General features: G+C 37.5%; 16 protein-coding genes. 12 read left to right on the forward strand and 4 right to left on the reverse strand.

Annotated features, from left to right (window positions below):
• Window positions 1-62: 62 nt before the first annotated feature.
• The 6 genes from FNW21_RS04755 (at window position 63) to lgt (ending at window position 5,407) form a co-directional block, all read left to right on the forward strand.
• On the forward strand, window positions 63-1,256 hold the full coding sequence (locus tag FNW21_RS04755) for a pyridoxal phosphate-dependent aminotransferase (RefSeq protein WP_144255600.1): 1,194 nt from the start codon (window positions 63-65) through the stop codon (window positions 1,254-1,256).
• Between the two features lie 209 nt (window positions 1,257-1,465).
• The gene (gene folE, locus FNW21_RS04760; RefSeq protein WP_144255601.1) at window positions 1,466-2,137 is read left to right on the forward strand and encodes a GTP cyclohydrolase I FolE; all 672 of its coding nucleotides are present in this window, start codon (window positions 1,466-1,468) and stop codon (window positions 2,135-2,137) included.
• Between the two features lie 47 nt (window positions 2,138-2,184).
• Window positions 2,185-2,550 carry a four helix bundle protein gene (locus FNW21_RS04765; RefSeq protein WP_144255602.1) on the forward strand — a complete coding sequence of 122 codons (366 nt, stop codon included), beginning with the start codon at window positions 2,185-2,187 and terminating at the stop codon, window positions 2,548-2,550.
• A gap of 62 nt (window positions 2,551-2,612) precedes the next feature.
• Complete coding sequence (gene cysS / locus FNW21_RS04770) at window positions 2,613-4,091, forward strand: cysteine--tRNA ligase (RefSeq protein WP_144255603.1); 1,479 nt, start codon at window positions 2,613-2,615, stop codon at window positions 4,089-4,091.
• 52 nt (window positions 4,092-4,143) lie between these two features.
• On the forward strand, window positions 4,144-4,419 hold the full coding sequence (yidD, locus tag FNW21_RS04775) for a membrane protein insertion efficiency factor YidD (protein ID WP_144255604.1): 276 nt from the start codon (window positions 4,144-4,146) through the stop codon (window positions 4,417-4,419).
• 58 nt (window positions 4,420-4,477) lie between these two features.
• Window positions 4,478-5,407 carry a prolipoprotein diacylglyceryl transferase gene (gene lgt / locus FNW21_RS04780; RefSeq protein WP_144255605.1) on the forward strand — a complete coding sequence of 310 codons (930 nt, stop codon included), beginning with the start codon at window positions 4,478-4,480 and terminating at the stop codon, window positions 5,405-5,407.
• Window positions 5,408-5,545: 138 nt separating this feature from the next.
• Here lgt and FNW21_RS16270 read toward each other — a convergent pair whose 3' ends face one another.
• The 3 genes from FNW21_RS16270 to FNW21_RS04795 all read right to left on the reverse strand — a co-directional run bounded on the left by FNW21_RS16270 (window position 5,546) and on the right by FNW21_RS04795 (window position 9,719).
• Window positions 5,546-6,001, reverse strand: a complete 456-nt coding sequence (locus tag FNW21_RS16270) for a hypothetical protein (RefSeq protein WP_185963880.1) — start codon at window positions 5,999-6,001, stop codon at window positions 5,546-5,548.
• Window positions 6,002-6,168: 167 nt separating this feature from the next.
• Window positions 6,169-7,410, reverse strand: coding sequence for a peptidase T (gene pepT / locus FNW21_RS04790; RefSeq protein WP_144255606.1), 1,242 nt, complete (start codon window positions 7,408-7,410; stop codon window positions 6,169-6,171).
• A gap of 398 nt (window positions 7,411-7,808) precedes the next feature.
• Window positions 7,809-9,719, reverse strand: a complete 1,911-nt coding sequence (locus FNW21_RS04795; RefSeq protein WP_144255607.1) for an SPFH domain-containing protein — start codon at window positions 9,717-9,719, stop codon at window positions 7,809-7,811.
• 298 nt (window positions 9,720-10,017) lie between these two features.
• Here FNW21_RS04795 and FNW21_RS04800 point away from each other — a divergent pair, with 298 nt between their 5' ends.
• The 6 genes from FNW21_RS04800 (at window position 10,018) to guaB (ending at window position 16,672) form a co-directional block, all read left to right on the forward strand.
• Window positions 10,018-10,560: a hypothetical protein gene (locus FNW21_RS04800; RefSeq protein ID WP_144255608.1), complete on the forward strand. Its 543-nt coding sequence runs from the start codon at window positions 10,018-10,020 to the stop codon at window positions 10,558-10,560.
• A gap of 71 nt (window positions 10,561-10,631) precedes the next feature.
• Window positions 10,632-11,651 carry a quinone-dependent dihydroorotate dehydrogenase gene (locus FNW21_RS04805; protein ID WP_144255609.1) on the forward strand — a complete coding sequence of 340 codons (1,020 nt, stop codon included), beginning with the start codon at window positions 10,632-10,634 and terminating at the stop codon, window positions 11,649-11,651.
• 193 nt (window positions 11,652-11,844) lie between these two features.
• Window positions 11,845-12,708: a hydroxymethylglutaryl-CoA lyase gene (locus FNW21_RS04810; protein ID WP_144255610.1), complete on the forward strand. Its 864-nt coding sequence runs from the start codon at window positions 11,845-11,847 to the stop codon at window positions 12,706-12,708.
• Window positions 12,709-12,944: 236 nt separating this feature from the next.
• Entirely contained in the window at window positions 12,945-13,499 is a 555-nt protein-coding gene (locus tag FNW21_RS04815) for a hypothetical protein (protein ID WP_144255611.1), read from the forward strand.
• Complete coding sequence (locus tag FNW21_RS04820; protein WP_144255612.1) at window positions 13,496-14,899, forward strand: DUF5723 family protein; 1,404 nt, start codon at window positions 13,496-13,498, stop codon at window positions 14,897-14,899. Before FNW21_RS04815 ends, FNW21_RS04820 begins: the two co-directional genes overlap by 4 nt.
• A 300-nt stretch (window positions 14,900-15,199) precedes the next feature.
• Window positions 15,200-16,672, forward strand: a complete 1,473-nt coding sequence (guaB, locus tag FNW21_RS04825) for an IMP dehydrogenase (protein WP_144255613.1) — start codon at window positions 15,200-15,202, stop codon at window positions 16,670-16,672.
• Between the two features lie 158 nt (window positions 16,673-16,830).
• Here the strand turns inward: guaB and FNW21_RS04830 are convergent, their stop codons facing one another.
• Window positions 16,831-19,071: a cation:proton antiporter domain-containing protein gene (locus FNW21_RS04830; protein ID WP_235889590.1), complete on the reverse strand. Its 2,241-nt coding sequence runs from the start codon at window positions 19,069-19,071 to the stop codon at window positions 16,831-16,833.
• Between the last annotated feature and the right edge of the window lie 182 nt (window positions 19,072-19,253).

A 19,253-nucleotide genomic window follows, 5' to 3' on the forward strand; every position in this document is an offset into this window, starting at 1 on the left:
CGGTAATAAATTACATTAAAGTTGAAAAAAAAATTGCAAATTTGCACCTCAATAATAATAAAATGCCAAAAATATCCAAGAGAGGCAAACAAATGCCCGAATCACCAATACGTAAATTGGCTCCTTTTTCAGATATTGCCAAGAAAAAAGGACTTAAAGTATACCATTTAAACATAGGACAACCGGACATAAAAACGCCCGAAGTTGCCATTAATGCTATAAAAAATATTGATTTAAGCATTCTAGAATACAGCCCATCTGCAGGTTACGAAAGTTACCGAAAAAAACTAACCCAGTTTTATGTTGATCAAAATGTTGCTGTAGCCATAGAAGATGTAATTATTACCACAGGAGGATCCGAAGCCTTGCTATTTGCCATGGGCAGCATCATGGATCCCGATGACGAAATTATTATTCCAGAACCTTTTTATGCTAATTATAGTGCTTTTTCGGCGGCATCAGGTGCCAAAGTTGTTCCTGTAAACTCTACCATAGAAACGGGTTTTGCTTTGCCTCCAATTGCTGATTTCGAAAAATTAATTACCCCAAAAACCAAAGCAATTTTAATTTGCAATCCCAATAATCCAACGGGATATTTGTACTCGGAATCCGAGATTTTGCAGTTGGGAACGTTAGTCAAGAAGCACGATTTATTCCTTATTGCCGATGAAGTGTATCGGGAATTCATGTACGATGGCGACATTCATTATTCCGTTATGAATCTTGTAGGATTAGAGCAAAATGTTATTATGGTCGATTCAGTTTCCAAAAGATACAGTATGTGTGGGGCACGAATTGGTTGTATGGTTACCAAAAATAAAGAAGTAATTTCGGCAGCAATGAAATTTGCCCAAGCGCGATTAAGTCCGCCTACAGTAGAACAAATTGCTTGTGAAGCGGCTATAGACACGCCCAAAAGTTATTTTGACGAAGTTATTTCGGAATATAGAGGTCGCCGTGACACGTTAATAACCGAACTAAATAAAATAGAAGGGGTACAAGTTACCAAGCCAAAAGGTGCTTTTTATTGCATCGCACAATTGCCAATAGACAACGCCGATACATTTGCACAATGGCTTTTGGAGCATTTTGAATTCAATGGCGAAACCGTTATGGTGGCACCAGCTGCTGGATTTTATTCGACTCCTGGGATGGGATTGAACCAAGTCCGAATTGCGTATGTACTCAAAAAAGAAGATTTAATTAGGGCAGTTCAAGTATTAAAAGAAGCTATACGTGTTTACAATGCGTTGTAAATGAAATCCATTTTTTTTGATTAAAACCAAAAGCAATAACTTCATTCGGTTATTGCTTTTTTTATGGAAAGGAGCGTTCCTTTTTTCTTTTTTAAAACAAAAAAAAGTCCCAAATAATACCATTAATAGTCAAAGCGATAGAAATTGTTTGCTTTTTATTAATTATCTTTACTCCCTAAAATTACTTACGCACTAATTAGTACCTTTTAATGACAAATAACGAAGAATTTCAAGACGAAATAGGAGACAACCACATTAGTAATACTGCCAAAAACCCAGTTCGGGAGGATGCTTTTGCCATTTCGGATGAAGAAAAAATAGAAAAAATTAAGAAAGATGTCGAAAATATTCTAATCACCCTTGGAATGGATTTGACGGATGATAGTTTAAAAGGTACACCAAATCGTGTGGCAAAAATGTTTGTGAAAGAGATTTTTGGAGGCCTTAATCCTGCCAAAAAACCCAAAGCCTCTACCTTTGACAACAACTACAAATACGGTGAAATGTTGGTCGAAAAAAATATCACACTCTATTCCACTTGCGAGCATCATTTATTACCCATTATAGGAAGAGCACATGTGGCTTATATTTCTAAAGGTACAGTAATTGGCTTGTCTAAAATGAATCGCATTGTAGAATTTTATGCCAAAAGACCTCAAGTTCAAGAACGTTTGACGATGCAAATTGTGCAAGAATTGCAACAAGCATTGGGTACTGCGGATGTGGCTTGTGTTATTGATGCCAAACATTTATGTGTGAATTCAAGAGGAATAAAAGACATCGAAAGCAGCACTGTAACCGCTGAATTTGGTGGAAAATTCAAAGATCCTCAAACCAAAAGAGAGTTTTTGGATTATATAAAAATGGAAACAAAGTTTTAAATTATTGTTTAATCGCTAATTTGTTTAATTGTTAAATCGAATTAAATATGTACGTCTTTTCATTTGAAAAACTCGACGTTTGGCAAAATTCTAGAGAATTTGTTTTGACAATTTATAAATTGACAAATAATTTTCCGTCAAACGAAATTTATGGTATCACCTCTCAAATAAAAAGAAGTTCATCAGCTATTGCAACGAATATAGCCGAAGGCACTTCTAGAAATACAAACAAAGATAAAGCTCACTTTCTTACTATTTCATATTCTTCGGCAACAGAAACTTTAAATCATTTAATAATTTCAAAAGATCTTGATTATATCACTAAAGAAGAATATTCCCTTTGTAGAGAAAAACTTGAAAAAATTTGTAACCAAATTAATAGCTTAAAAAAATATTATCTTTCACAACAATAAATCGTTTATTCGTTAATCCGATAAACAAATAAACGATTTAACAAATAAACGATTTAACCCTTATGCCATTATACAAAACGCAATCCCTAAAAATTTACAATTCGCTCTCGGGCGAGAAAGAAAATTTCACGCCAATTCACGAAGGAAATATAGGCATGTACGTGTGCGGCCCTACGGTGTATAGTAATGTGCATTTAGGGAATGTGCGTACGTTCATGTCGTTTGATATTATTTTCAGGTATTTTTTGCACTTGTGTTACAAAGTTCGCTATGTGCGTAACATTACTGATGTGGGACATATTGTAGATGATGTGGACGAAGGCGAGGATAAAATAGCCAAAAAAGCACGCTTGGAACAGCTCGAACCTATGGAAGTGGTTCAGCGGTATACGGTTGATTTTCATGATATTTTGAACGCTTTTAATTTTTTGCCACCCAGCATAGAACCTACTGCAACGGGACATATTATTGAGCAAATTGAGATTATCAAAACCATTATTGACAAAGGAATAGGTTATGAAGTAAATGGTTCCGTATATTTTGATGTGGTCAAGTTCAACCAAAACCATCATTATGGTGTTTTGAGTGGCCGCAATATCGAGGACATGCTTGCCAATACTCGGGAACTTGACGGACAATCAGACAAGAGAAATCCGCAAGATTTTGCACTTTGGAAAAAAGCCGAACCCCAACATATCATGCGTTGGCCTTCGCCTTGGAGCGATGGTTTTCCTGGTTGGCATTTGGAATGTACCGCTATGAGCACCAAGTATTTGGGTAGTCATTTTGACATTCACGGCGGTGGAATGGATTTAAAATTTCCACACCACGAATGTGAAATTGCACAAAACGAAGCTTGCACAGGACAAACACCTGTCAACTATTGGATGCATGCCAATATGCTGACTTTGAATGGAAAAAAAATGGCAAAATCTACAGGGAATAATATCCTGCCAAGAGAGATTTTGACTGGCGATAATACCATTTTGAGTAAAGCATTTTCGGCATCGGTGGCACGATTTTTTATGTTGCAAGCTCATTATAGAAGCATTCTTGACTTTTCTGACGATGCCATTGTTGCCGCCGAAAAAGGCTATAAAAGATTGATGGAAGCGATAGCTACTAGTACCGAAATTGTCGCTAATACTACTTCGACACTTGCTATTGCGAGTTGGAAACAGCAGTGTTATGATGCTATGAATGATGATTTTAATAGTCCCATCTTGATAGCCCATTTATTTGAAGGCGTTCGGTATATCAATTTGCTCAAAGAAGGTAAAGAAACCTTGAATACGGTCGATTTAGATCTTTTGATACAAACCATGCGCGCTTTTGTGTATGATGTTTTAGGACTAGAAAACGAAACCGTTTATGATGGCAATACGGATAAATTAGAAGGCACAATCAATATGCTGATTGCGATGCGAAAAGCAGCTAGAGAAGATAAAAATTTCGCTTTATCAGATCAAATCCGAGATCAATTGATTGCATTAGGAATCCAGTTGAAAGACGGAAAAGAAGGTACGACGTTCAGTATTTAGTAATTTGATTTCGTGTTCATCCTGAACCCGAATCAAAACTGTTTGTAAAAATATGGGCAACAAGATTCTCATCTATCCGTTTGTTTTGCTGGTTCGATTTTATCAAGGGGCAATATCACAATTTACTCCCGCAGCATGCCGTTTTGAGCCTACTTGCTCGTCGTATATGATAGAATCGTTGCAAGTACACGGGTTGTTTTACGGTGGTTTCTTGGGAATCAAAAGAATTTTGAGTTGTCATCCTTGGGGAAAAAGTGGTTACGACCCAGTGCCACCTTTGCCACAAAAGGACGATGCAAAACAAAATGAATGTTTACACAAACATTAACTTTTTATACAATACCATTGTACTAAAAATATTTATTTTTACACCAAAAAAAATTGAAATGATACACGCTTTAAATATTGTTTGGAACCCATCAGAAGGAATTGATTTAGGATTTTTTGTAATTCGGTATTACAGTTTGATGTTTGTGGTGGCTTTTGGATTGGGCTGGTACATTATGAAAAATATTTTTGAACGTGAAGGTGAATCTATTGATAAATTGGATTCGCTATTCATTTGGACAGTACTTGCTACTTTAATTGGAGCTCGATTGGGGCACGTTTTGTTTTATGATTGGGAATATTACCGCAATCATTTATTAGAAATATTCTTGCCTTTTCGTTTTGAACCCAAACTTGAATTTACAGGATTTCAGGGATTAGCTAGTCATGGTGCGGCCATTTCGATAATTATTGCTATGTATTTTTATAGCAAAAATATTTTGAAAAGACCCCAATTATGGATTTTAGACCGAGTTGTAATTCCAGTAGCGAGTGGTGCTATATTTGTACGTTTGGGTAATTTTTTTAATTCGGAAATAGTAGGAAAAGAAACCACGTCGTCCCTTGGAGTTCGTTTTGTAAAAGATCATTTTAGCGCTAGAGATGCTGTAAATGCGACACAAATACCCAATCCAAAAGAGGCTTATCAAGCTATTGTGAGCAATCCACAATTTGCTAATTTGCTTGAAGAAGTTCCAGCCAAACATCCTGCACAATTGTATGAAGCGTTTTGTTATATTTTTGTATTTGCGATTTTATTTTTCTTGTATTGGAAAACCAATGCAAGACAAAAATCAGGATACTTGTTTGGTTTATTTTTAGTGTTATTATTTACCGTGCGCATCTTTGTAGAATCGGTAAAAGAAAGTCAAGGAGGTTTCGAAAGTGATTTAGGGAACGTCCTTTCTACTGGACAATGGTTGAGTATTCCGTTTATACTTGTGGGATTATATTTTGTAATTACTGCCAAAAAAGAGCCTACTGCGTAGCATATTGTTCTGTCAGTATTGTTGTCATTGCATACTATTTTTTATTCCTTTTTTGAAATTGTAAGTTCCTTAAGGTAAGTAAAAAGCATAAAAAAAACAGGCAATTATGCCTGTTTTTTTTGGAGTCATTCGAAACTATTATTTTTTCTTGCTCTTATTTTTTTTGTTCTGCTTTGCTTTTTTTGATTTTGCTTTCGCTTTTTTCTCTTTTGCTTTTGCTTTTACCTTTGCTTTTTTGGCTTTTTCTTTTTTAGCCTTTTTAGCTTTTTTGGCTTTCGCTTTGGCTTTTTCTTTGGCATTTGCTTTTTTCGCTTTCTCTTTTTCCTTTTCTTTCATTTTTGATTTGTTTTTTTTCTTGTTTTTCTTTATTTCTTCAATAACTATAAACGTTTCCTCAACGATTATTTCCTCTTGGTTAGCTTCTTCAGTAATTGCTTCAACCGAAGTGTTTTCGGCCACAGCTGGACTTTCAATAGCATCTACAACTTCGTTTGTTGCTTTAACTCCTCGTGGTTTTCTTGCTTTAGGAGTGGTTGCTGCTTCGGTTGTTTCGGGTGTGATTGCTGCTCCAATCTCTTCTTTATTTTCTTCCATAATGCGTGTTGTATTTTAATGTAAATTAATTGTTACTGTATTGTTAACAAATGTAAGCATTAAAAGTATTCGCCAATGTTAAGCTTTTGCTGGTTAAGAATTATTTTGCAAATCAAAAAAAAAACCATCAAAAAGATGGTTTTTGTAAAGCGAAAAATATCAAAATATTATTTTTTTTCAGCAGTAAGTTCGGCTATTTTTACAATTACTTGAACTGCTTTTTGCATACTTTCGACAGGGACATATTCGTATTTTCCATGAAAATTATGTCCTCCAGCAAAAATATTAGGGCAAGGCAATCCTTTATAGGACAGTTGGCAACCGTCAGTACCGCCACGAATGGGTTTTATGAGCGGTTTTATTCCGAGTGTTCTCATGGCCTTTTCGGCAATATCAACAATGTGTTTTACGGGTAAAACCTTTTCTTTCATGTTGTAATACTGGTCTTGTATGTCAGCGATTGCAATATCTTCGCCAAATTGTTTTGCGAATTTCTTATTGATTTTTTTGGTTATTTTGTCGATTAACTCTTTTCTGTTTTCGAACTTTCGCTTGTTGTGATCACGGATTATTAATTCAAGAACCGTTTCTTCAATGCTTCCAGAAAGGTGGTGTATGTGAAAAAAACCTTCGTAACCTTTAGTCATTTCTGGGGTTTCCTCTTTGGGTAATTCGTTGATAAAATGATTGGCAATCAACATCGAATTAATCATTTTTCCTTTGGCGTAGCCGGGATGAACGCTTTTTCCTTTGAAGGTTATTTTGGCACTAGCGGCATTAAAATTTTCATATTCTAGTTCACCCACTTGGCTTCCGTCCATAGTATACGCCCAATCGGCTCCAAATTTTTCGACATCAAAATGGTGTGCACCTCGACCAATTTCTTCGTCAGGGGTAAAGGCAATTCGAATTTTTCCATGGGGAATTTCGGGATGATTGATGAGGTATTCCATGGCGGTAACAATCTCTGTAATGCCAGCTTTGTCATCGGCACCAAGAAGCGTTGTTCCGTTGGTTGTAATCAAGGTTTGTCCTTTGTATTGCAATAAATCTTTAAAATACGATGGCGACAAAACGATATTGAGTTCGGCATTTAGCACAATGTCCTTCCCATCATAATTAGTAATAACTTGCGGTTTTATATGTGCGCCACTAAAATCAGGTGACGTATCAAAATGCGATATAAACCCAATAGTGGGCACTTCATGCGCTACATTACTTGGCAAAGTCGCCATGATGTAGGCCTTGTTGTCTATGGTAATATCTTGTAGTCCAATGGTGTTTAGTTCTTTGACTAATAGGTTGGCCAAGTCCCATTGTTTGTTAGTGCTTGGAGTAGTTTGGGAATTGGGATCGGATTCGGTGTCAATGGTGACGTACCCAATAAATCGGTCTATGAGGTGTTGCATGGTATTTGTTTTGGGGTAAAGATACTTCTTTTTTAAAAAGTTTTTTTGGTGACTTTGAAACACCAGGGCGTTCGCATTTAAAACAATTGTAAATAAAAAAAGAAAATACACCACTGATTGCTTCGCCTGTTCGCTATCGCTCGGGTCACAGATTTTAAAACCAAAATAATGCTGTTTGATTGCACAAATCCAAAAATCAGTGTCAATTTAATTCATTTTAAGCTATTGAAATCTGTGAATCTGTGGCAGTCTTTTTAAAAGCGAAAGCCCTATTGAAACACCGTATGCGCTGATTGCAAGTTTGCCAAAAACAGCTTATAACCAAAACATGTTTTGGTTTTTAAGCACAAAAAAATCTGCTTATTACAGCAGATTTTTTTTAAAGTAGCGCAACTATTTTACTTTTTTGGAATTTCTTTATTTGCGTTGGTGTCCATCATTTCCATAAGTTTTAAACCAAGCAAACCGCTCATGGAGCCATCGGTGCCGTTGCTGCCAGAAATGAGTACGTCTGGAATGACTTTGATTTTTCCTTTGCCAATTTCTTCGGTAATTTTATATTTGGTAAAATTATCGCCACCCATTGCTGAAACTTGTAATTGATACGCTTCGGCAGTTGATTTTCCTATAGCCATAATTTTTTCGGCTTCGGCTAAACCCGTTTTTGAGATGCGTTCGGCTTCGGCACTTGCGGTAAGTTTGGTGGCTTCGGCTTGTGCACCAGCTCTAGCTTTGGTGGCTTCGGCTTCGGCATTGGCACGCATTTTAGTTGCTTCGGCTTCGGCGTTTACGTTTAGTTTTAAACTGGTAGCATCACCCTCGGCTTTTTTTACAGTGGCATCGGCAGTTCGTTGCGCAATTTCGACACTTTGGGAGGCTTTTACAATTTCTTTTTGCATATCAGCAATAGCGGTTTCTTTTTCCATTCCTTGGCGTTGCTCTTGCGCCATTCGTTGCGTTTGATAGGTTTTTTGCTCTTCCTCTGCAATTTTTCTATCGGTTAAGGTTTTCATCAACGAATCAGGTGGAACAATATCACCAATGAGTGTATCAACGGCATTTACATTGTACTCATCCAAAACGGTTTTGATGTGATTTTTGGCAGATTCTTGGCGTTCTTTTCGGGTGGAAAGAAACGAAATCACATCGCTGTCTTGTGCTGAATTTCTAAAATAATTTCCAATAGTAGGTTCTAAAACTTGCGAAACGAGATTGTTCATGCTACCAAAACGAGCAATTACTTTGGGTGCTTCGTTAGCCGGAACATGAATAATTTGAGCTACATCGAGATTAAATGGGAAACCATCCTTGGAGCGTACCGTAATGGTCGAGAGGTTTTTGTCTAGGTTATGGGATTCGCTGCGGGCATTTGCCCAATTCAAAACCAAGTTGGTTGTAGGTACAGCCTCTAGTTTTGTGGTGTATTTATTGAGTGCATATTTTCCCGGGCCAAAAGGCTCCATCCAAACCCCACGTTGCCCTTTGGAAACGATATTCCCGTGTTTGAAGGTGTCGCCAGTCACATCTTTTCCGTCCTCGCCAATGTAAGAAATCACAACTCCTACGTACCCAATAGGGACATCGGTCATAGGTGTTTGCTCGATTTGAACAGCCCAAGTATTGATGTAATACGATCCTGCCAGCATGACTTGAGGTTGTAATCCACGATTTCCCCCATTTTTTAAAAACTGGTCAAAATCTTGAAAATTATTATGATTGTCTACAAATTTACCAGCTATTTGTCCAATAGGAATGGGTTCGCCGTCCATTGCGGTCACAATACCAACCATGTTTTCGGAAATGACAATTTGAGGTGAGGTTACCACTTCAAATAAAAAGGTGTTGATACGGTAGGAACCAGTGGTTATAAATGCGGATTGACGTCCTTTTTGCCCGCCATTGTCAAGAAATAAAGTGGCATCTTGAAAATTATCGGAGCTTACTTTTTGAGCCAGAATGCGACCTGTAGGTATTTCGGCACCATCTTTACTCAATAATAATCCAATATTGCCTTCTGGTATGATGGTAAACGGCGCCATGTTTACGGAGTATTGCCATGGCCACATCATCCAGTACAATCCGGGTGCTAGTGTTTTGGCTTGAAATCCTGCTTCTCCTTTGGTGGCAATAATTCGGCCATCAGGTAGGGATTTTTCGGCACCAAAGAGCACGAATTTTTTGGTTACCAAACCAATTTTGTCTTCGGGAACGATGACCATTCCGAAGAAAACGCGCAATACAAATTTGTAGAAAATGATTGAAAAAATAAGTAGTGCTACCCACCAATAGGAAGTAATCTCTGTTGTCATAATTAAGGATTTTGATTACAAATATAATTAAAAAAAAGGATACTGTTGCTATAATTTTTTAGTTTTTAAAGCAATAAAAGTCGTAAATTGACACTCTTTACTTTTAGGAAAGTTCTTGTTTTTTTTGCGTGAGGGATGGCAGTGGAGCTCTTTTTTTGGGCTACCCAGTCAGGGTTCAAAACCCTGACTGGGTAGCCCAAAAAAAAGCGGGAACGTACAGCCCGACCCGACCTTTTTGAGAGGGTCACGCCCAAAGGACATTAATTTAGGATAAAAATAATTATAAAAACCCCTGCTTATGTTTACTTTAAAAGTCAGCGAAACGGTTTGGAATCATTGTTCAGAGCAAGTTGAGAACTATAATTTTGGTCAACGCCGTGTTGCAAATGGGAGTAAAGACCAGCAACTTACGGGTGTTATTGGGCAAAGTGTGGTCATGGATTTATTTGGTTTTGATTGGATTGACGGTACTTTGGGTTTTGATAATGGTATTGATATGGTGTACAATAACCATAAAATTGATATAAAAACCATGGGGCGTACCACAGACGTTCGCTTGTCCTACACGAATAATTTCTTGCAATTGCAGGATTATTTAGAGACCGAAATCTATGTTTTTTGTAGTTATCACAAACTAAAAAGGGAAGTAACAGTTTGTGGCTGGATTGCAAAAAAGGATTTTGTAGCCAAACGCAGATTTTATCCCAAGGGAACGATGAGGACTCGATATGACGGAACGAGTTTTGAAACTTTTGCTGATTTGTATGAAATTGACAATCAGGATTTGAATGCTGTTGCCACTTTTGAGGAATTGAAAGCGGCTTGGGATGGGTTAGATTGAGTGTTGCTTTTTTGGGAACAGGTACTAAAATGTAAATTCTATTCTTTACTTTTGCAAAATAGATTCATTATATGTACAAATTAGTAATTCGCCCCATCCTTTTTTGGTTTGATCCAGAGAAAGTTCATTATTTTACCTTTTCTTTAATTAGGATACTTTCCAAAATTCCAGGAGTTCCGTTCCTTTTTAGATCGCTTTATGAAGTCAAAGATGCTCGTTTAGAGACCACCGTTTTTGGGCTTACCTTCAAGAATCCAGTAGGATTAGCAGCTGGTTTCGATAAAGATGCGAAATTGTATCAAGAGCTTTCTAATTTAGGTTTTGGATTTATCGAAATAGGAACATTAACGCCCAAAGGCCAAGAAGGAAATCCCAAAAAACGCTTGTTTCGTCTCAAAGCCGATGCTGCAATTATTAACCGAATGGGGTTTAATAATGGTGGTGTAGCAGAGGCAGTAGTACGCTTGAAAAACAATTCGAATGTATTAATTGGCGGAAATATTGGCAAAAATAAAGTAACTCCTAACGGGGAAGCTGCCTTGGATTATGAGATTTGTTTTGATGCTTTGTATGATTATGTAGATTATTTTGTGGTCAATGTGAGTTCGCCTAATACACCTAATTTACGAGCGTTGCAAGACAAAGAGCCTTTGACGCAGTTGTTGCAAACGTTGCAAAATAAGAATGTAACGATGCCAAAGCAAAAGCCTATTTTGTTGAAAATAGCACCTGATTTAACCAATGAGCAATTGCTAGATATTATTGCAATTATAAAAGAGACCAAAATTGCAGGTGTAATTGCAACCAATACGACTTTATCAAGAGAAGGTTTGCAATCCGAAGCCAAAATAGAAATGGGTGGATTATCCGGAAAACCATTGACCAATCGGGCGACCGAGGTGATTCGGTTTTTGGCGCAGCAAAGTAACAATGCTTTCCCAATTATTGGGGTTGGAGGCATTCACTCGGCTCAAGATGCGTTGGATAAACTAGATGCTGGCGCAAGCTTGATTCAGTTGTATACAGGGTTTATATACGAAGGCCCCAATTTAGTAAAAGCAATCAACAAGGCTATTTTGAACAGAATGTAATGGTTTTGGTTCTTCCAAAAGAAGGGTTAGGACTTAAAATTCAATACATTTGTAGCTGATTTTCTTTTTTGAAATGGCTCAAATGAAACCTAAATTTTGTTGCGAATAAAAATCCGATTACTTGCCAAAAAAACTACTTCAATTTTATTAAAACTCATTTTGTACCCTGCAATTGTTTAGTATCTTTGAAAATATGGAACCAATAAAAATTATCGAATGTCCTCGGGATGCCATGCAAGGAATCAAGCCTTTTATTCCTACACAAAGGAAAGTAGCTTACATTCAAGCCTTGTTGCGTGTGGGGTTTGATAGTATTGATTTTGGAAGCTTTGTATCGCCTAAATCCATTCCGCAAATGCAGGATACTGCAGCGGTTTTGGACCAGCTTGATTTATCCCAAACGACCAGTAAATTACTCGCCATTATTGCTAATACACAAGGTGCTAGAGAGGCTGCAAAGCACGATGCAATTCAATATTTAGGGTTTCCTTTCTCGATTTCGGAGAATTTTCAAATGCGGAATACCCATAAAACCATTGCCCAATCCTTGGTCACCTTGCAAGAAATTTTAGAAATAGCCGAACAAAATAGAAAAGAAGTTGTTGTTTACCTTTCGATGGGTTTTGGTAATCCGTATGGTGATCCTTGGAACGAAGTAATTGTAGGCGAATGGACTGCGCAACTTGCTGCCATGGGAGTCAAAATCCTGTCCCTTTCGGATACTGTGGGCTCTTCGACACCAGCTGTGATTTCGAATTTATTTTCAAGTTTAATTCCCCAATATCCCAAAATAGAATTTGGTGCACACCTTCATACCACTCCCGATAAATGGTTCGAAAAAATTGATGCTTCTTATACTGCAGGTTGTCGCCGATTTGATGGTGCGATTCAAGGTTTTGGTGGTTGCCCAATGGCTACCGATCATTTGACAGGAAATATGCCTACGGAGAAATTACTTTCCTTTTTTACGGCGCACAAACAAAACACGAATTTGCGTCCCATGAGTTTTGAAAGTGCCTACAACGAGGCTTCTCAATTGTTTAAAGACTATCAGTAACAATTGGTTTTTAAGAATTAAGATTGTTTTTTTGGGTGTCATTAGACTTTTAATCCTACTTCACTTCCTAAATGAACGAAGCGCTAAAAAAAGCTTCCTTTGATTGCATTGATTAGGAGTTCTTTAGGGTGTTAATCCCTTGTTTTTGTTACTGACTTCAATACTAATAGTCAATTTTTAGCGTTCTTATAAATACGCATTATTTGGTTTTTTTTTTCTTTGTTAATCCATTTTATATGATGTTCAAAAAAAGTTTTAGGCTACTTTTAGGACTCCTAGCTTTAGGTGTTTTTAGTTATTCGTGTTCTAGCGATTTGGATTTTAACCAAGCCAATACGCTTGAATTGCGACCTATAGTTGTGGCCAATCTAGCCGCTTTTGATGTTCCAGCACATCAGTTTGTGACCAATGGAGTTGAAAACCCAATTGGTGTCGATGTGCCCACGGTAGACCTCTTTAGTACTGCTTTTTTTAAAGATAATTTAGATAAAACTGACTTGTTTTTTGAAATCAACAACACCATAAATAGAAAATATACGGTAGAAATGTATTTCCTTAACAGTAAAGATGCACCGCTATATTCCATCAAAATTCCCGTTCCAGCTTATTCAGGTACCGAGCAATTAGTTACTAAAACCGAGACTTTTCAGGGAACTAATTTGAATTTTTTAAAAAACACCAAAAAAATAGCTTTTGTAGTCAAAATGCTTGCAGGGCCACCACTAACCGAAACTAGTTTGGGAAGTTTACAATTGCGTTCCAGTGTAACCGCTTATTTTATTGTAAAATGAGAACAACACTTTTAGTTTTAATCGCAATGATATCTGGGATTTGTTTTGCTCAAAACAAACAAGTTTTGTATAATTTCAACGGAATCCCACAATCAGGACTCACAAATCCGGGTGCTGATATTGCTTACAAATGGTATTTTGGAGTGCCTTTATTATCCGGATTTTCGGCAAATGTAGGCTCGAGCGGATTTTCGGCTTATGATTTATTTGCTGCTAATGGCGTTGATTTTAATACCAAATTGCGAAACGTTATTTTTTCCTCCTCTCGAAACGATAAAGTCACAGTCAATGAGCAACTGAATATTTTTGATGCGGGATTCAAAATTGGAGGCTGGCAAGGTACTTCGTATGTGTCGTTTGGAATGTACCAAGAATTTGATTTTTTGAGTTACATGCCCAAGGATATTGCGATTCTCGCATTAGACGGAAACAGTAATTATTTAGGAAAATCATTTGATTTATCCGACGTAAATCTTCGAGCCGAAATGCTAACTGTTTTTCATCTAGGCTATCATAAAAAAGTTAGTGAATCCCTAATTTTAGGCGCACGAGGCAAAATTTATTCTAGTATTTACAATGCCACTTCTACTAAAAATTCAGGGTATATTTACACCATTCCAAGTTCTCAAAGTACTATTTACGAGCAAGTAATCGAAGCTAATTTGGAACTCAAAACCTCGGGAATTGCAAAATATGACGATAAAAATTATACCCCAGATATTGCCAAAGATATTACCAAAAGAGCCTTTTTGGGAGGTAATTTAGGGCTAGGTTTTGATATAGGATTGACTTATTATCCCCAAAAAAACATTCAGTTTACCGCCAGTTTGCTCGATGTAGGTTTCATTCGCCACAGCAAGGAAGTCCAAACCTTACGAATGAAAGGAACCTATAATTATCAGGGTATTCACCCAGATTTTTTCACTGGAAATGGTACGAACAACATCTCGCAAGAATTTCAAGATGCGATTCCGTTAGACACCTTGTACAAAAAATACACCACTTGGCGTCCTGCCAAAATAAATGCGTCCCTACAATATTCTTTTGGCGAAGACCGAGCCGATGATTGCGTATGTACAGGACAAAATTCCGAAATAAAATATAAAAACGCAGTAGGAGGACAGCTCTTCGTGCGGACAACTCCACGAACGCCTATGGTCGCTTTGACAGGATTTTATACCCGCCAACTCCTCAAGGGTGTTGCCTTAAAAGCTACTTATACAATCGATTCGTACTCGTTTACCAACATTGGTTTGGGGTTTTCCAGCAAAATTGGTCTCTTTCATTTCTATGTCCTTGCCGATAATATCCTCGAATACCGTGACATCAGCAAGGCCAATAGTGCCTCTTTTCAATTGGGATTTAATTTTATTTTAAAGGACAGTTCGGATCCCTATTGATTTTTTTAGGAGCTAATCCAGCTATTCATTACAAGTCCTCCCTCAAAAAAACTATTTTTCTATGCCCTAAAAGGAGCTTCCTTTGGTCGCTCTTTTAGGACTAGAAAAATTATTTTTTTTCAGTCCGGGCTTTCCATTTCTATCTGGGCTAGGGGAGCAGTAGTACTCAAAGCGGATGATTGTAACAAACAAATTCGTTTTCATAATTTTAAGATCCCAAAATAGGATTCTTTGCCATTTTTAAATATATAATCAAAATAATTTACTACATTTGCACGCAATTCAACTAGAAATTGCACCATGATAGCACACAACACCAAGATTATCGGCGAAGGTTTAACTTACGATGATGTATTATTAGTTCCCAACTACTCGAATGTGCTTCCCCGCGAAGTGAGTATTCAATCAAAATTTTCAAGAAACATTACACTTAACGTACCTATTGTATCCGCAGCTATGGATACTGTAACCGAAAGTGCCATGGCAATTGCAATGGCTCAAGAAGGTGGAATAGGCGTTTTGCATAAAAACATGACCATTGAGCAACAAGCTGCCAAAGTGCGTAAAGTAAAACGTGCCGAGTCAGGAATGATCATTGATCCTGTAACTTTGCCCTTATCATCTACCGTTGCCGATGCCAAAAACGCCATGAAAGAATATGGTATAGGCGGTATTCCAATTGTTGACGAAAACCGAATCCTAAAAGGAATTGTTACCAACCGCGATTTGCGTTTCGAAAAAAACAGCTCAAGACCTATTGTAGAAATTATGACCAGTCAAAATCTGGTGACGGTTGCCGAGGGCACCTCGCTAGAACAAGCCGAAGTTGTTTTGCAAGGACACAAAATAGAAAAACTACCCGTTATTAACGATAAAAATGAGTTAGTAGGTTTAATCACTTTTAGAGACATAACCAAGTTAACTCAAAAACCAAATGCCAACAAAGACAAATACGGTCGTTTGCGAGTTGCTGCTGCTTTAGGAGTAACCGCCGATGCTGTTGAACGAGCAACTGCTCTAGTTCATGCTGGTGTCGATGCCGTAATTATTGACACCGCTCACGGACATACCAAAGGTGTGGTCGATGTATTGAAGTTAGTAAAAGCTAAATTCCCAGAATTAGATGTAATCGTAGGAAATATTGCAACTGCAGAAGCGGCTAAATATTTAGTCGAAAATGGCGCCGATGGTGTAAAAGTAGGAATTGGCCCAGGTTCAATTTGTACCACACGTATCGTTGCAGGGGTTGGTTTTCCTCAATTTTCTGCGGTGTTAGAAGTGGCTGCAGCTATCAAAGGATCAGGAGTTCCCGTTATTGCCGATGGTGGAATTCGCTACACGGGCGATATCCCAAAAGCAATTGCCGCAGGTGCCGATTGTGTGATGCTAGGTTCATTATTAGCAGGAACAATGGAATCTCCCGGAGAAACTATTATTTTTGAAGGAAGAAAATTCAAATCCTATCGCGGAATGGGTTCTGTAGAAGCCATGCAAGAAGGTTCAAAAGACCGTTATTTTCAAGATGTTGAGGACGATGTTAAAAAATTAGTTCCCGAAGGAATCGTTGGTCGTGTGCCATACAAAGGCGAGCTAAACGAAAGCATGCAACAATTCATAGGTGGACTTCGCGCAGGAATGGGGTATTGTGGTTCTAAAGATATTCCAACATTGCAAGAAACAGGACGTTTTGTTCGCATCACTGCCAGCGGAATCAACGAAAGCCATCCACACAATGTAACCATTACGAAAGAAGCTCCTAATTATTCGAGATAGTTTTTTTGTTGAAAAACACAAAAATTCGGAAAATAATAATTACCTAAAAAGGCGCAAGATTGAGTTCTTGCGCCTTTTTATGCTTATCCATTTAACCCTTGAATTTACGGCAATAAAAAGTTTCTTTTCGTTACAGTAAATTCAAATTTTAAATGGTATTAATCATGAACCAAATCGCTCAATAATTTCCTATCCCCAACAATCCAAAGAATATCGTCTTTTTCTAGAATAATCGTAGATTCTGGGTTCAAGATGCGTTTTCCTTTTTTTTCGATTCCCACAACCAATCCTTTTGTTTTTTCTCGTAATTGCGATTCTTTGATACTTTTACCATGAAAAAGATGGTTCTTTAATTCGATTTGGCGCAAGACAATATCCGGTTCTACGCGTTCTGGCGATAGGCTAATTTCATGTAAATCCAAGTATTTTTTGAATTCTTGCACTTGAATATCGGTGCCAATTACGGCTATTTCGTCACCAGGAAACAAACGCTCATTGGCATTTGGGATGTGTATCGTAATTTCGCCTCTTTTTATCGAGGCAATATTAATTCCGAGTTGCTCTCGTATTTTTAATTTTTTCAAAGTACTTCCAGCGATATTGGACTCTGCTGCGATTTCAAAATTTGCCATGTGCCCGTCCCAAGGCGATAAATCACTGCGGCTTCGTTTGGATTTACTAATTTCTCGGTCATGTAGATTCAGCAAGAAATGATCTTCTATTTTATGGTATTGGATGTGGAGTTTTTTTTGAAAAAGCAAATAAATAACAATCGAAAGCACCAAAGCAAAAAAGGCTATTTTAGGCGAAAAAAAGATATTCAACAACAATCCAATAAAGAAAACGGAAAGCAAAACCCTAATTAGAAACAGCATAGCCAATGGCCCACGAGATTTGCGTTCGGTCATTAAAATGTCAACTTGTTCAACGGCAACACGACGGAACGAAAGTGCCCATAAAAATGGCGACAAAAGCACCAATGTAAGTAAGGCTCCCAATGCATTTCCTAAAAAGAAATCCCTGACCAAAGGCAATATAAAGCGGGAAGAAAGCACTATGGCGGCCACTATAATGATAGAAAGGGGCACCACTTGTATCAAATAGGCATTGATAACTGTTTTCCAGTTGCTTACGGTGTTAATAGCTTGCGCACTAGCGCTATAGCGTTCGATTCGTTTGTTCCATTTTCGGGGTAGTTTTTTGGACACATATTCGGAAAAAGGCAGTGAATATTGTATCATAAAAGGCGTTGTAAAAGTAGTAATTGCCGAAACCGCTACTACAATAGGATATAAAATCCCACTGGTCACCTGAAGTGTCAATCCCAATGTGGCAATAATAAAGGAAAACTCACCAATTTGCGACAAACTCATCCCGGTTCGAATAGCCTCTTTTAGCGGTTGTCCAGACAATAAAGATCCAAATGTAGCACTTATAGACTGCCCCAAAATAGTAACTACAGCCAATACTATTACTGGAACGGCATGAGCATACAAAGTGTGAGGGTCAATTAACATTCCTACCGATACAAAAAAAACTGCGCCAAATAAATCTTTTACGGGTTTTACTAAATGTTCAATGTGTTCTGCCTGTGTGGTTTCGGCAATGATGGAACCCATGATAAAAGCACCCAAAGCGGGAGAAAAACCAACAGCTGATGCCAGCATTACCATCATAAAACACAAAGATAAAGACAGAATGAGCAGCATTTCATCCGTTAATAGCGGCTTTATTTTTTTTAGAATCGTAGGAATTATAAAAATCCCACCCAAAAACCATAGAATCAGGAAAAAGAGCAGTTTAAAAACCGAAAGTACCAATGCCCATCCCGAAAAATGTTCACTAACAGCTATTGTTGCTAATAAAACCATCATTAATATGGCAACAATGTCTTGTACAATGAGTACACCAATTACGTTTCCTGCAAATTTTTGGGTTTTTACACCTAATTCTTCAAATGATTTTAAGATAATGGTAGTCGAAGAAATGGAGAGAATAACGCCTAAAAAAATACTATTCATAGTCGACCAGTCCATCCAGCGACCTACGGCATAGCCCAAAATGCACATCGTAATAATTTGTGTAAAAGTGGTAATCGAAGCCGTACCGCCCACTTTCATCAATTTTTTGAAACTAAATTCGAGTCCTAAACTAAAAAGTAAAACGATAACCCCAATTTCAGCCCAAACTTCGACACTTTTCATATCCGTAACCGATGGAAAAAAATCAAAATGATTTCCAGCCAAAAAACCCGCAATCAAATACCCCAAAACCAAGGGTTGTTTTAATTTTTTGAAAAGCAAAACTGCCACCGCAGCAGTCATTAGAATCAATCCTAAATCAGCAATCAAAGGTTCTAGGTGATTCATAGTTGCCGTAACTGTTTCAGGATTGTTCATTAGTTTTTGATTTTTTGTGAAGTTAAAAAAAAGACTTGAGTTTATAAATACAAACGGAAAGGACATCATAAAAAATCTCGTTAAAACCTATTTCTAGATTTTTAACGAGATTATATAACTTTATATGACTATACGATAAGCGGACTAACAAGGCAATAATGCGACGCAGATTTGGCAAATTT

This window comes from Flavobacterium restrictum (assembly GCF_007097245.1).
GTDB classification, from domain to species: domain Bacteria; phylum Bacteroidota; class Bacteroidia; order Flavobacteriales; family Flavobacteriaceae; genus Flavobacterium; species Flavobacterium restrictum.

Excerpts from the sequence above, each read along its gene's own strand:
- FNW21_RS04755 (WP_144255600.1), top strand. The coding sequence starts at position 63 with ATGCCAAAAATATCCAAGAGAGGCAAACAAATGCCCGAATCACCAATA.
- folE (WP_144255601.1), top strand. The coding sequence starts at position 1,466 with ATGACAAATAACGAAGAATTTCAAGACGAAATAGGAGACAACCACATT.
- FNW21_RS04765 (WP_144255602.1), top strand. The coding sequence starts at position 2,185 with ATGTACGTCTTTTCATTTGAAAAACTCGACGTTTGGCAAAATTCTAGA.
- cysS (WP_144255603.1), top strand. The coding sequence starts at position 2,613 with ATGCCATTATACAAAACGCAATCCCTAAAAATTTACAATTCGCTCTCG.
- yidD (WP_144255604.1), top strand. The coding sequence starts at position 4,144 with ATGGGCAACAAGATTCTCATCTATCCGTTTGTTTTGCTGGTTCGATTT.
- lgt (WP_144255605.1), top strand. The coding sequence starts at position 4,478 with ATGATACACGCTTTAAATATTGTTTGGAACCCATCAGAAGGAATTGAT.
- FNW21_RS16270 (WP_185963880.1), bottom strand. The coding sequence starts at position 6,001 with ATGGAAGAAAATAAAGAAGAGATTGGAGCAGCAATCACACCCGAAACA.
- pepT (WP_144255606.1), bottom strand. The coding sequence starts at position 7,410 with ATGCAACACCTCATAGACCGATTTATTGGGTACGTCACCATTGACACC.
- FNW21_RS04795 (WP_144255607.1), bottom strand. The coding sequence starts at position 9,719 with ATGACAACAGAGATTACTTCCTATTGGTGGGTAGCACTACTTATTTTT.
- FNW21_RS04800 (WP_144255608.1), top strand. The coding sequence starts at position 10,018 with ATGTTTACTTTAAAAGTCAGCGAAACGGTTTGGAATCATTGTTCAGAG.
- FNW21_RS04805 (WP_144255609.1), top strand. The coding sequence starts at position 10,632 with ATGTACAAATTAGTAATTCGCCCCATCCTTTTTTGGTTTGATCCAGAG.
- FNW21_RS04810 (WP_144255610.1), top strand. The coding sequence starts at position 11,845 with ATGGAACCAATAAAAATTATCGAATGTCCTCGGGATGCCATGCAAGGA.
- FNW21_RS04815 (WP_144255611.1), top strand. The coding sequence starts at position 12,945 with ATGATGTTCAAAAAAAGTTTTAGGCTACTTTTAGGACTCCTAGCTTTA.
- FNW21_RS04820 (WP_144255612.1), top strand. The coding sequence starts at position 13,496 with ATGAGAACAACACTTTTAGTTTTAATCGCAATGATATCTGGGATTTGT.
- guaB (WP_144255613.1), top strand. The coding sequence starts at position 15,200 with ATGATAGCACACAACACCAAGATTATCGGCGAAGGTTTAACTTACGAT.
- FNW21_RS04830 (WP_235889590.1), bottom strand. The coding sequence starts at position 19,071 with ATGAACAATCCTGAAACAGTTACGGCAACTATGAATCACCTAGAACCT.